Genomic DNA, 12,691 nt, shown 5'->3' with positions numbered 1-12,691 from the left:
ATAAACCTAATAAAATTTTATTTTTAAAGTTGTGGGCCTATAAAGAAATGTAGACGAATCGGATGATTTTCATCTGAAATACCCGACGCGACATCTAAACGGATTGGCCCGATTGGAGACTTCCAGCGAATTCCCACCCCAACGCTATAAGCTGCCGGATTATTAAAGTCTTTATCGTAAGCATTACCAAAGTCAGAGAAAACAGCTGCTCGCCATCCATCTTTGAACTGATAATTATATTCTAAAGAACCTACAGCTAAAGCTTGGCCCCCAATTTTATATCCATCTACTTCTGGAGAAAGACTCTTATAGTCAAATCCACGAATTGTTTGGTCACCACCCGTAAAGAATCTAAGATTGTACGGAACTTTATCAAAGTCATCCGTAAAGATGTAGCTAAGATCAGATCTTCCAACGAATTGGTGATCATCATTTTCACCTAGAGAATAAATAAATCTCCAACCTGCACTCGCAATTGCCATATTGGCATCAGACAGTAAACTCTCGCTACCTAGTTCTAATTTATAGGTTTGTTTAAAAGCTTTGGTTGGGTTTAAACGTGTATTACTCGAAGTTTTAGATGTTTCATAACTAAATAATAATGCTTCTTGCTCAGATGCAGCCGTTTTAAATGCATCCGGTAACTCAGAAATATCAACATCCCCTTGTTGGGTCAAACGGTCTAAACGATAACGGACCCCAATAGTATGTTGCCAATTTCCTAATGGACGTTTGATTACGCGCTCACCACCCACAACAGCAGATTCAGTTAACAGACTTACATCTGGACCAATATCATCACGTGTTTCACGCTCATATCCGCCCACAATATTAAAATAGTCATTTAACGGGTGTTTATAAGGAATACTATATCGACCATCAATAGATTGACGAATTTGTGAGACTTCCAAGTTGGCATCAAAAGAATGACCATACTTATTTACAATAGAACGGCGATACTGACTACGTAGACGCGCACCCGTATCGGTGCCGTAACCAATACCAGTTTCCAAACTATTTAGCTTATCCGCATTTAAAGTCACAATAACCGGAATTCTTTTTGTTTCTCTGGCTTGGGCTTGTAAACGGTCTTGTTCTGTTTCTTGTTCGTCTGGTGGAACTGCTGCACTTTGCAACATCGCTGTTTGAGGCTCTGCCTCTTTTGCATTTTGCGTTCCAGCAAACTGTTTTTCATCTACTACGCTTTGGGTAACTTCTTTATTCGACGTCGCTAATTGACGCGCTTTAGCAAGTTGTCGTTGTTCTGGTGATAGTAAATTAGACTCATCAACATCGATGTTTTGTTCATCGACTAAAGCTTGTAAATCTGGCGGTAGCTCAAGTGGCTTTTCAATCGGATCTGGTTTGATACTATCAACCAAGGTGTAATTAAAATAACGTGAGTTGGTTAGATTGTTTGCTAACACATTCACACGCCAGAAGGCATAGTCATCCCCCTCTTTCCAAGGTGCCATGCTTTCTAATATATTTTGATTTAAAGGTAGAGGTTTCGATGGATCACTCATACGAAACTCGACCTTATCTAATTTATAACGCTCGCCTGTCTCGTAGCGTAAATTAATATCAGCCTTATTTTCTGGCTGACTCACTTTCACGTCGTGCAGTCGCCAATAGGCATCAAAATAACCATTATCAGATGCTGCATCGACAATACGGCTTTTTGTGGTTTCATATAAACCATGGTTAAAGATATCACCGACATCTTGATCAGGAACTAAACGAATAACCTGAAATTGTGGCTGCTTTTCACCTGGGCCTGTAAATTCAATATTTTGCTCATTAATCCGTACTGGTTCATTTGGTGTAACTCGGACACGTACCCGAGTCGGACTTAATTTTTCAAATTTAAACTCAGCATTATAATAACCAACAGCTTGAGCAGCTTGATTACTCAATGTTCTAAGCTGAGGTAAAGCAGCATTAAAGTCTTCAAAAGACTCTTGCGTAAAGGTTGATAATTTACCTTTAATATTTTTAGCCAGCACATCTGAAGCGCCTTCCACTTCTGCATTAATACGCGGTACTTGCTCCATTGGAATTGCACGCGGCGGACGCACTTTATTTAAAATACGCTTAAAGAAGCCAGCTTGTTCAGGCGGTTCTTCAACTTCTGGCGTTAATTCAGGTAGTGTTTTCCCAGTCTCATTGGCTTCGACAACAATCTTACTATCAGATTTAATCTCCTGCATGAGCTGATCAATATTTACAGGTGCCTGATTAATTTGATTTAATTCAGATTGAGTTGCATCGCTTACAATAACTTCAGGCTGTTTTTGTGCCCCATTTTGAAAGTTCTGTGCTTCACTTTTAGCTTCTTCCGCTACCCTATAAATTTCATTTGCCATGTTTTGGTCAACAGGCATGTCGGGTAAATCTTCAAGATTATCAAGAGTAATTGGCTTAAATTCGTCAATTTGATTTGGAAATTGTTCTTGTTGTTGCAATATGGCCAAGCTATCTTGTTGCTGCTGAGCTTGGGTTACAAGCGTAGCAATATCCGTAACTGGAGCAGAGTATTGTTGATTAGTCTGAGCTAATTGTTCAGTTGACTCATCAGATACAGTCTGGTTTAAAGTGGATGAACTATTCTCAACAGAAGTTTGAGCAAAACTTGGCGTTACACAAACACTTAACAACAAGCTGCTACAAATAAGTTTAGGAATGCCCTGCATTTTTAAAATTAAATGCATAGAATGTGAGAGAGTTGACTGTTTAAACTTAATTTTAGAAGGCATAGAAAACTCTAGACTTATTTTTTAATAAAACGCACCAAGGTAAGTGTAAAACTCACTCAAAACCATTGATTTTTCATTTAATCAAGCGTTAAAAATATCATACATGGTTTTCGATGCAAATTAACACTCGGTCACATTTTTTTATAAAACACAATGAAGTTTGCACATGATGAAACAAGATGAGCACCTGATGACCTCACGTCGGTTTGTACCGATGTTTTTTACCCAGTTTTTTGGCGCATTAAATGATAACGTTTTTAAGCAAGCTTTATTATTGGTGATTACTTATGGATGGATTCAGCAACAATCTGCTCCTGTAAGCACACTTAATAATTTGGCAGCCCTCTTATTTATTTTGCCGTATTTCTTTTTTTCGGCAACTGCTGGGCAAATTGCAGATAAATATGAGCGTTCTCAACTCGTCCGTGGCATTAAAATTTTAGAAATCATCATTATGCTCATCGGTACTGCTGGTTTCATGTGGGGTCACTTATGGCTACTTCTTTTCGCTTTATTTTTAATGGGTACACATTCGACATTCTTCGGTCCCATTAAATACGCAATTTTGCCTGAAATCTTAAAACCGAATGAGTTAATGTCAGGTAATGCGCTATTTCAATCTGGCACATCCATGGCAATCTTGTTCGGTATGATCTTGGGTGGTGCCGTAATTGCCTCATCAGATGGAAATTTATTGTGGATTAGTATCACCGTAGTGGCTATTGCTTGCATAGGCTATTTATTTAGTCGCTTCATTTTGCCACAAAAAGTTGCCGCGCCTGGCTTAGATATTGATTGGAATTTCATTCGTACCAGTTTCCAAACGATTAAATATGCCAAAAGTTTACCGTTAGTATTTACTATTTTGCTAGGCAACTCATGGTACTGGTTTTATGGAGCGACTTATTTAACTCAAATTCCACAGCTGACCCAACAAAATCTGCATGCATCAGAAAATGTCGTTAGCCTCTTACTGACTTTCTTCTCAGTAGGAATTGGTATCGGTTCACTGCTTTGCCGAAAGATTGGCGGTTCAGAAATTAATATTAAAATGGTACCGATCGGTGCAATTGGTCTTACTGTTTTTGCGCTTTACCTTGCCGCCAGTTTAGCTTTTGTACCTGAACGAACTGGAGCATTACTGACTTTAAAAGATATTTTCACTCAAGGCTGGGTTTACTACCACGTCATGTTAGCGGTGACTTTATTGGGAATTAGCGGTGGTTTTTACATTGTTCCTTTATATGCCATGATGCAGGCTTACTCACCACGTTCACATCGTGCTCGTGTTGTAGCAGCAAACAACATTTTAAATGCTGTATTCATGGTTTCTTCTGCAGTTTTCTCAATCTTAATCTTAAGTGTTTTAAAAATTGATATTAAAATACTATTTATTATTACAGCTGTACTTAGTGCAATCTTTAGTATCTGGCTTCTTGCCCGACTAAAGCCAATGCTTGCCACAGCACATCTTTCTTTGGAGGACTAATTTATGCGCCACTATACTGGAATTGATCAGCTTATTAACTCATTTGATCAAGCATTACGTAGTCTTGTTCCGGGTGCAACAGCAGCACAGCGTCAAAACCCAGCTGAAACAGTAGAAACAAAACTTGGTGTAGAAGATGCTCGCCATGTTGCAGGCCTAATGCGTGTTAATCATAGTGGTGAAGTATGTGCCCAAGCGCTTTATCATGGACAAGCATTAACAGCGAAATTACCCAATGTACGCCGTGAAATGCAGCAAGCAGCAATTGAAGAACAAGACCATTTAGCTTGGTGTGAAGATCGTTTAAAAGAGTTAAATAGCCATACAAGCTTATTAAATCCTATCTGGTATGGCCTCTCATATGGTATGGGCGCTCTTGCAGGTATTGCTGGTGATAAATATAGCTTAGGATTTGTTGCTGAAACTGAGCGTCAGGTAAGCATGCATTTGCAAGACCATTTAAATCAATTACCAGCTCAAGATGAGCGCTCTCGTAAAATTTTAGAGCAAATGAATGAGGATGAATTGCACCACCGTCATACTGCGCTTGAAGCAGGTGGTGTTGAATTACCTTATGCAGTAAAAATCAGTATGACTGCTATTTCAAAGTTAATGACAAAAACAAGTTATTACCTTTAAAAACAAAGGATTGATCTTAACCAGATCAATCCTTTTTCAAATATTATTTTAAACCGTGATCATATTTGAAACGTTCGATATCTCGAATTGAGTTCCAATAGTTGCGATTAATACGGTCACGATCAATTTGTAATTCTCTTAAAAGTTTACGATAACGTTCGCGCTCTTCTGGCTTTAATTTTTCGTTGTATGCACTATCCGAATATTGCTTAAACTTTTCGTCATAACGATCATATTCAGCTTTTGCATTGTAGTAATCGGAAGCTGCACGATAATAAGGTCTTAAACGACTACGCTGTTCAACTGGGCATACATTAATATTTCCATTCCCCTCTAAAGCATTATAAAAAATGTTCGCTGGCTGACAATAGTACCCTAGACCTTCTTTATACCCGCGATCATATGACTTTTGATCTGGCACAATATTAGCCTTTCCACATGCTTTATAATATTGATCTAATCGTGGTGACAAGCCTTTTGAACCATCTTTCTCACCCACTAATGACCAATTTGCAGTCTTACATTCTTCTACGCTCATTGCAGCACAACCTGAGAGGCTGATGGCCAGAATGGCTAAACCGATATTTTTCATATTAAGAGAACTCAAAAATAAAATTTAAAAAAACGCAAAAAATAAAATTCCAGTACAGGGACTATATAAGTCTTGCTCTATTCAAGATTTATATATCAATGTTTAACTGGATAAGCGTTTAAGTTTAAAGTAGTTTGATCATCTCACCAAATTTAAGAACTATAATTCATAGCCAAGCCTGCAATATTTATCATCAGCGACAAATAAGATAACTGGACTTAGCTCAAATCATGATAAAGGCTGTAACCGTATGCAAAACAAGTTCCATTTCATAATTAGTATTAAACTTTAAAATTAACCACTGGATAAAGCGTATTGTCAGCCTTTAAAGTTTCACAATGCCAAAGCTCATATAAAGGAATTTTTACATCAAGTGCTAAGGGCAATTTTTTAGAATTAAATTGCATATGTTCCAGATCACTTCCCCACGCAATCAAATCTACATCTAAAGAAATATGGTGCGATGGACGAACACGCCCAGAATCTGACTCAAGTTGCTTTAAAAAAGATTCAATTTGTTCACATGATAAAGTGCTTTTTAATAGACATGCCGAATTCCAATAATCATCTCCAATCCCATCTCGGCATGGAATTTGATAAACAGATGAAAACTCCACTTTCCCCAATGTTGCTAATTGTGTGTAAGCAAAATTAAAGTGCTGATCTGCATCTAAATTACTCGCCAGAGCGAGCGCAAAAATTATTTCTGGTGCGTTCAAGACGAATTCCTACAGCATTAGCTTCTGCAATGATGGCTGGCTTACGGATGGTTATGATAATTTTTTCAATTGTTGGAAAGGTTTCAAATAAGCATTGCAAAACCAGATGAGCTGCATGTTCGATTAATTCAGGTTCGGCGTTTTGAATAGTTTGAGCCGATAACTCACAAATCTGCGCATAGTTGAGTGTGTCCTCAAGTTTGTCAGACTCTGCAGCACGGCTCAAATCATTATGGATGGTTAAATCCAACATTAAAGGTTGAATAATTTGTCTTTCCCAGTTGAAACAGCCGATCACTGTCTCAACCTTCAAGCCTTCAATAATAATGGCATCCATAAATTTAAACTGACCTTAATGCTTTAACAACGAAGCAGGTTCCATATTTTGAACCATTTTCAAACGTTGGTCTGCATAAATATCAGTATATGGTGCGAGTACGCGCATAAAACGATCAAAATAAAGCATTTGCTTAAATAATAAAGCAAAATCACGTGGAAATTTAATACCGTGACGCTCGCCTACACCTACCATATCCATCATGATGTCATTTAAATCAGCTGGATTTGAAGACAATATCTGCTGTGGGTCGGCCATTAATACGCCATTAAACAAACGCTCTAGATCATGAGCCAAAACCTGAACATCAATTTTGTTATGGGTCATCCCCATTTTCAGCATATTTTCAGCCATTGCCTGATAATCGGTCTTTTGTAAGGCGTCCATAAACGCAATACATGCTGTCCAAACTTCAGGCTTTAACTGCCCCACGATACCAAAATCGATAAAACCAATACGTCCATCTTCAAGCAACATTAGGTTCCCAGCATGTAAGTCAGCATGGAAACTCTTACACAACATGAGACTACCAAACCATGTATTCATGGCAGTAATCAATACTTGCGATGGATCTTTAGCATATTGTTTTACAACACTAAAGTCAGTCAAAGACACGCCGTATAAACGCTGCATGGTCAAGACACGGCGCGTAGAAAACTGATGATAAACTTTAGGTGCTGTTGCAGCTTTATTTTGTGAAATGTTTAGATATTCCACAAAATCATCTAAGTTTTGTGCTTCTTCAATGAAATCGACTTCACGAACCATACGGCTTTTAATTTCATCAACAATTTCAGAAAGAGCAGCAAATTTAATCTTTGGTACTGCACGCTCAAGCAGCTTGGCAGCCCAATGCACTACACTTAAGTCAGTATATAAAATGGTTTCAACACCAGGCTTTTGTACTTTAATAACCACATCTTCACCTGTAGTCAGCTTAGCGGCATGAACCTGAGCAATTGACGCAGAAGCTAATGGCTTTTCATCGATGTAGCTAAAAATCTGGCTTAAATCACGTCCTTCAAACTCAGATGCAAGCACACCTTGAATATAACTAAATGGGAGTGTTGGAGTCTGGTCTAAACAACCTTGAAATTCTTCTACATATTCACGAGGGAAAAGCGATGGTGTACTGGCAATAAACTGACCAAGCTTAATATAAGTTGAGCCAAGCGACTCAAAAGTCTCTCGCATGAGTTTGGCATTACTTGGTTTTTCAGTTGCGTATTTAATTCCAGCTTTGGCCGCAACCACTGCTGTTTCACCAATGCGGGCGACTGAACGCAGCCCATCAAACAAAATATTTTTTTTCATATTTCTTCAAAACCAAATCATTCAGGTTGAGTGTAGCAAATTTTGTTTCATTTACTGATTAGCTTGCCTGACAAAGTGGGCAATTTACATCTTTATCAAAACTAACAATACGTTGTGTCATATTTAAACCATCCCACAATAATAGTTTCTGCCTTAAAGGGGTACGATTTAACCCTAAATATAGTAATGTGTGATGTGCTTGTAATGACGCTATCATTACAGGAGTAGTCGCAAGTACGCCTGACTCTGCACAGCGAAGGCCTTCATTACTATGTTGTTCTTTCGGAAAAAGACATTCATAGCAAGCCGAATCTCCTTCAACCATAAACATTTGTGCCTGAAAACCAATTGCTGAAGCACTAATTAATACCACCTGATGTTTCTTACAAGCTGCATTTACCAAATAGCGGGTTGTAAAATTATCACATCCATCTAAAACCACATCTTGGTGTTCAACAAGTCTATCAATGTTATGTTCGTCTAAGCGTTCGTTATAGTATTCAACACAGATATAAGGGTTAATTTTCTGTAAACGTTTAGCCAAAATTTCTGCTTTATAACGTCCGATATCTTCATGACCAAATGCGATTTGGCGCTGTAAATTACTTATCTCGATCGTATCTGCATCAATCAGTGTAATTTTCCCAACCCCTGCTCGTGCAAGTAGCTCTGCACTACTACAGCCTATTCCACCCGCACCGACAATCAACACATTAGCAAGTTTGAGTTTTTCCTGAGCTTCAATATCCCATCCATCGAGTAAAATCTGACGGCTATAGAGATGCATTTCTTCATCACTTAACTCTACAAAATCGATATCTTGAAGCTCGGTCACTTGTTAATCCTTTCACTTAGAAGCGAAATGATTTTATGATTAAGTCAATCATTATGAAAGCTATAAAATAGAAACAAGTTTTTATTCTTATAAAGCTTGTTTAATAACATTGCATCTATAAAGCTTTCTGCAACAATAGAAATATCTATTTTCTTTATTACTTAGGCTAAATATGACGCAATCATATATTGCACCAGTAGAGTTAGAAAAAGCTTATCGTTTGTTAAATCATGGTCCAACTGTCCTTGTTTCTGCGCAACATGGCGATGACCGCAACGTGATGGCTGCTGCTTGGGCATGTGCCTTAGAGTTTAAACCAGCCAAAGTGTCTGTGGTTCTCGACAAAAGTACTAAAACCCGACAGCTCGTTGAGCAAAGTGGTTATTTCACCCTACAAGTTCCCTGCTATGCACAGCTTGATATGACCAAGCAACTTGGAACCATTAGTAAGTTGGATGACGCTGAAAAGCTTGAACATTGTGGTACTGAATTATTTTACCAAGAAGGTCTTACCAGTCCGCTTGTATCAGGATGTATTGCATGGCTCGTATGTAAACTTATTCCAGAACCGCATAATCAGTCAGCACATGATTTATTTATTGGTTCTGTTGTAGGTGCCTGGGCAGATAGTCGCGTTTTTAGAGATGGGCACTGGTATTTTCAAGATGCACCGAAAGAACTTCGAAGTCTGCATTATATTGCAGGAGGAACGTTTTATTTAATTGGTGAAGAAGTCAAAGCTCAACTTTAATCATCAAAAAGCTAGCTTTAACTTTATAATTTCATTGAAATAAGTTAAAACTAGACAGTTTTAATTGCAAAAGACCGCATAACAATTGCGGTCTTTTGCATTCACTCACTATTTTTTTAAATCTCATATTTAAACTTGGGTTACTTCGCGAGCAATCACTAAACGTTGAATATCAGAAGCACCTTCATAAATCTGACTTACACGAACATCCCGATAAATTCTCTCAACAGGGAAATCACTGACATAGCCATACCCTCCATGAATCTGAATCGCATCCGAACACACTCGCTCAGCCATAGTAGACGCAAATAGCTTTGCCATTGAAGCTTCTTTTAAACAAGGCAATCCCGCATCTTTTAAAGTTGCAGCATGTAAAACCAACTGATGTGCAGCTTCAATCTGGGTTGCCATATCGGCTAAACGAAAACTCACTGCCTGATGTTGGACTAACTCTACACCAAAAGCTTTGCGTTCATTTGCATATTGCACCGCTGCATCAAAAGCAGCTCTTGCCATTCCAACAGATTGAGCAGCAATCCCAATACGTCCAGCTGCTAAATTAGAAAGTGCAATTTTATAACCTTCACCTTGTTGCCCTACCAAATTTTCTAAGGGAATTCGACAGTCCTCAAAAGTAATGGTCGCTGTGTCGGAAGCATGTTGGCCCATTTTGTCTTCAATTCGAGTGACCAAGTAACCTTGTGTATTGGTCGGCACAAGAAAACATGAAATCCCTTTTTTACCAGCTTGTTTATCTGTAACCGCAAAGACCAAAGCCACTTGGGCATTTTTACCACTGGTAATAAATTGCTTTACGCCATTGAGTACCCAATAGTCACCATCTCGCTCAGCTTTACATAAAATCGCGCTTGCATCAGAACCGACATGTGGCTCAGTTAAACAAAAGCATCCTAACCATTCACCAGATGCAAATTTTGGCAAATATGTTTGTTTTTGCTGCTCCGAACCGTACGCGAGCGTAATACCGCAAATCAAAGAATTTTGAACACTTACGATAGTCGAAATAGCACCATCACCTGCGGCAATTTCTTCAATTGCAAGCACCAAAGATACATAGTCCATTCCGGCACCGCCCCATTCAGCGGGTACGGTCATCCCCATAGCGCCTAGTGCGCCTAAATCTTTTAATTCCTGCGCAGGAAATGCATGGGTTTTATCGCGATGTGCGGCTGTTGGTTTTAACTGATTTTGCGAGTAGTTACGCACCATCTCCTGAACCATACTTTGTTCAGCATTTAAAATCATTTCAACATCCTTATTTTTATTATTTTGCTGCCATACGAATTGCACCATCTAAACGAATAACTTCTCCATTTAAATAGGAATTTTCAGCAATATGAGCAACTAAACGAGCAAATTCTTCTGGTTTTCCTAAACGAGATGGGTACGGTACCATTTGCCCCAAAGCATCTTGTACATTTTGTGGCATCCCCTTAAGCATTGGTGTTTCCATAATTCCCGGTGCAATGGTCATAATGCGAATAGCATGTCGCGCAAGCTCACGAGCAATTGGCAATGTCATCGCCACAATAGCACCTTTAGAGGCTGAATAGGCTGCTTGTCCAATTTGGCCGTCAAATGCCGCAACAGAAGCAGTGTTAATAATTACCCCACGGTCTTCTTCACCTTCTTCAACCGTGTTTTTACTCATTGCATCTGCTGCAAAACGCAGCATGTTAAATGTACCTGTGACATTAATATTTAAAGTCTTTGAAAATAACGTCAAATCATGCACACTTTCACGACCAACCACTTTTGCAGAAGGACCAATACCTGCACAGTTAACTAAACCATGCAAACTGCCATGTTTTACCAAAACATCCTTAAAGAACTGTTCAGCAGCAGCTTCATCGGTTACATCAAGTTTTACAAAGTCAGCTTTTGACCCTAGTTGTTTCGCCTGTTGCTCGCCTGCTTCTACATTCATATCAACCAATGTGACTGAAGCACCTTGCTTTACTAAATGCTCAGCTGTAGCAGCACCTAGACCAGAGCCACCACCAGTAATCACGAAATGTTTTCCTTGAATTTTCATTATGGAACGTCCTATAAAAATATTCTTTAACTTTAGTTGTGAGAGTAAAAGTTGTTGTTTTCCGATACAATTTCAAAAAGCCTCAAAATGTTTGCAGCTTTTGATCAATCCAAATTTTAAATATGAAATATTTCACTTGAAATATATGAAGAAAATATGAGTCTTTGACATGGTTGTTCAGTCTTCTTTAAGTAAAGGCACAATTTCGATTGCACTAGTACATGAAGCACTGAGTGCGGCTTATGCCAAAGGTCTAAATACACAAATAATTCTAAATAAAGCAGGCATCCCCGCTGAATTACTGATGTCTCCAAAGGCGCGTGTGCCTGTTACAACCTATGCCCAATTGTGGATAGAGCTTGCCAATGCCATGAATGATGAGTTTTTTGGCATGGATAGCCATTCTATGCGTCGTGGCAGCTATAAGTTACTGACTAAACTTGTCAGTACGGCCGAAACTTTAGAAAAGGCACTCTACGATATTTTGAAGTTTTTTAACTTTGTGCTTGATGACATACGTGCAGAACTCATTCGAGAGCAAGAAAAAGCTTATTTGGTTATTTATGATCGTGAACAGCCTAAACGCATGTTTACCTATGCAACCTTTTTAATACTGGTACATGGACTTATATGTTGGTTAGTTGATCAACGAATAGGCTTAAATAATATTATGGTGCGCTGCCCTAAACCTCAAGATATTCAGGATTATCTCGTACGTTTTGGTGAAGATATTCAATTTAATACTGAGGTAAATCGAGTTGAATTCGATGCTCATTATTTAGATATTAAAATTAAAAAAGATAAAAAAGCGATTTATGATTTTTTAAAGCAAACGCCGCAAAATCTTTTAGTTCGTTTTAAAAATGAGAATGCATTGAGTGTTCTTATTCGTCGCCATTTATTAAAACTCCACCCTGCGCACTGGCCAGAACTCAAAGATGTTGCACAACAACTTAATATTTCTGAGGCTACCGTTCAACGCAGACTGAAACATGAAGGAGTTAGTTATCAACAAATTAAAAATGAAATCCGCTGTGATATTGCGGTTGAACGCTTAAGTAAAACGAATGACTCAATTCAAGATATTAGTGAAGATCTAAACTTTCATGACCCAAGTGCATTTCACCGTGCCTTTAAAAAATGGACAGGTGTTAGTCCAGGTGCTTATCGGGAAGCAACCTTTAACTCTATAGATTAAATCGT

General features: G+C 38.5%; 12 protein-coding genes. 4 read left to right on the top strand and 8 right to left on the bottom strand.

Annotated features, from left to right (window positions below; genetic code table 11):
• Positions 1-23 precede the first annotated feature (23 nt).
• Positions 24-2,756: an autotransporter assembly complex protein TamA gene (ytfM, locus tag F931_RS06460; RefSeq protein ID WP_016140589.1), complete on the bottom strand. Its 2,733-nt coding sequence runs from the start codon at positions 2,754-2,756 to the stop codon at positions 24-26.
• A gap of 166 nt (positions 2,757-2,922) precedes the next feature.
• Here ytfM and lplT point away from each other — a divergent pair, with 166 nt between their 5' ends.
• Both lplT and coq7 read left to right on the top strand, forming a co-directional pair.
• Positions 2,923-4,245, top strand: a complete 1,323-nt coding sequence (gene lplT, locus F931_RS06455; protein ID WP_025470276.1) for an MFS transporter — start codon at positions 2,923-2,925, stop codon at positions 4,243-4,245.
• A gap of 3 nt (positions 4,246-4,248) precedes the next feature.
• Positions 4,249-4,884: a 2-polyprenyl-3-methyl-6-methoxy-1,4-benzoquinone monooxygenase gene (coq7, locus tag F931_RS06450; protein WP_016140587.1), complete on the top strand. Its 636-nt coding sequence runs from the start codon at positions 4,249-4,251 to the stop codon at positions 4,882-4,884.
• 43 nt (positions 4,885-4,927) lie between these two features.
• Here coq7 and F931_RS06445 read toward each other — a convergent pair whose 3' ends face one another.
• The 5 genes from F931_RS06445 to moeB form a co-directional block, all read right to left on the bottom strand.
• Positions 4,928-5,476 carry a DUF2799 domain-containing protein gene (locus F931_RS06445; protein ID WP_016140586.1) on the bottom strand — a complete coding sequence of 183 codons (549 nt, stop codon included), beginning with the start codon at positions 5,474-5,476 and terminating at the stop codon, positions 4,928-4,930.
• Positions 5,477-5,757: 281 nt separating this feature from the next.
• Positions 5,758-6,195 (bottom strand): 2-amino-4-hydroxy-6-hydroxymethyldihydropteridine diphosphokinase, encoded by a 438-nt coding sequence (locus tag F931_RS06440; protein ID WP_016140585.1) that lies wholly within the window; start codon positions 6,193-6,195, stop codon positions 5,758-5,760.
• The gene (folB, locus tag F931_RS06435) at positions 6,152-6,532 is read right to left on the bottom strand and encodes a dihydroneopterin aldolase (protein WP_016140584.1); all 381 of its coding nucleotides are present in this window, start codon (positions 6,530-6,532) and stop codon (positions 6,152-6,154) included. The genes F931_RS06440 and folB overlap by 44 nt, the downstream gene beginning before the upstream one ends.
• A gap of 15 nt (positions 6,533-6,547) precedes the next feature.
• A complete protein-coding gene (locus tag F931_RS06430; RefSeq protein ID WP_016140583.1) occupies positions 6,548-7,846 on the bottom strand; it encodes an ABC1 kinase family protein in 1,299 nt (432 codons plus the stop codon).
• Between the two features lie 58 nt (positions 7,847-7,904).
• The gene (gene moeB / locus F931_RS06425; RefSeq protein WP_016140582.1) at positions 7,905-8,681 is read right to left on the bottom strand and encodes a HesA/MoeB/ThiF family protein; all 777 of its coding nucleotides are present in this window, start codon (positions 8,679-8,681) and stop codon (positions 7,905-7,907) included.
• Between the two features lie 172 nt (positions 8,682-8,853).
• Here moeB and F931_RS06420 point away from each other — a divergent pair, with 172 nt between their 5' ends.
• Positions 8,854-9,432, top strand: coding sequence for a flavin reductase family protein (locus tag F931_RS06420; RefSeq protein ID WP_016140581.1), 579 nt, complete (start codon positions 8,854-8,856; stop codon positions 9,430-9,432).
• A gap of 129 nt (positions 9,433-9,561) precedes the next feature.
• Here the strand turns inward: F931_RS06420 and acads are convergent, their stop codons facing one another.
• Together acads and F931_RS06410 are read right to left on the bottom strand one after the other, a co-directional pair.
• Entirely contained in the window at positions 9,562-10,698 is a 1,137-nt protein-coding gene (gene acads, locus F931_RS06415) for an acyl-CoA dehydrogenase family protein (protein WP_016140580.1), read from the bottom strand.
• A 19-nt stretch (positions 10,699-10,717) separates the two neighbouring features.
• Positions 10,718-11,488, bottom strand: a complete 771-nt coding sequence (locus tag F931_RS06410) for a 3-hydroxyacyl-CoA dehydrogenase (protein ID WP_016140579.1) — start codon at positions 11,486-11,488, stop codon at positions 10,718-10,720.
• 169 nt (positions 11,489-11,657) lie between these two features.
• Here F931_RS06410 and F931_RS06405 point away from each other — a divergent pair, with 169 nt between their 5' ends.
• On the top strand, positions 11,658-12,686 hold the full coding sequence (locus tag F931_RS06405; RefSeq protein ID WP_016140578.1) for an AraC family transcriptional regulator: 1,029 nt from the start codon (positions 11,658-11,660) through the stop codon (positions 12,684-12,686).
• Positions 12,687-12,691: the final 5 nt, after the last annotated feature.

It is taken from the genome of Acinetobacter pittii ANC 4050, from assembly GCF_000399685.1.
GTDB classification, from domain to species: domain Bacteria; phylum Pseudomonadota; class Gammaproteobacteria; order Pseudomonadales; family Moraxellaceae; genus Acinetobacter; species Acinetobacter pittii_E.
Note: the sequence above shows the minus strand (reverse complement) of the source record. Positions and strands in the feature narration are given on the sequence as shown.

Coding starts and splice junctions, on each gene's coding strand:
- coq7 (WP_016140587.1), top strand. CDS start 4,249: ATGCGCCACTATACTGGAATTGATCAGCTTATTAACTCATTTGATCAA.
- folB (WP_016140584.1), bottom strand. CDS start 6,532: ATGGATGCCATTATTATTGAAGGCTTGAAGGTTGAGACAGTGATCGGC.
- lplT (WP_025470276.1), top strand. CDS start 2,923: ATGATGAAACAAGATGAGCACCTGATGACCTCACGTCGGTTTGTACCG.
- F931_RS06405 (WP_016140578.1), top strand. CDS start 11,658: ATGGTTGTTCAGTCTTCTTTAAGTAAAGGCACAATTTCGATTGCACTA.
- F931_RS06420 (WP_016140581.1), top strand. CDS start 8,854: ATGACGCAATCATATATTGCACCAGTAGAGTTAGAAAAAGCTTATCGT.
- F931_RS06410 (WP_016140579.1), bottom strand. CDS start 11,488: ATGAAAATTCAAGGAAAACATTTCGTGATTACTGGTGGTGGCTCTGGT.
- ytfM (WP_016140589.1), bottom strand. CDS start 2,756: ATGCCTTCTAAAATTAAGTTTAAACAGTCAACTCTCTCACATTCTATG.
- F931_RS06445 (WP_016140586.1), bottom strand. CDS start 5,476: ATGAAAAATATCGGTTTAGCCATTCTGGCCATCAGCCTCTCAGGTTGT.
- acads (WP_016140580.1), bottom strand. CDS start 10,698: ATGATTTTAAATGCTGAACAAAGTATGGTTCAGGAGATGGTGCGTAAC.
- F931_RS06430 (WP_016140583.1), bottom strand. CDS start 7,846: ATGAAAAAAAATATTTTGTTTGATGGGCTGCGTTCAGTCGCCCGCATT.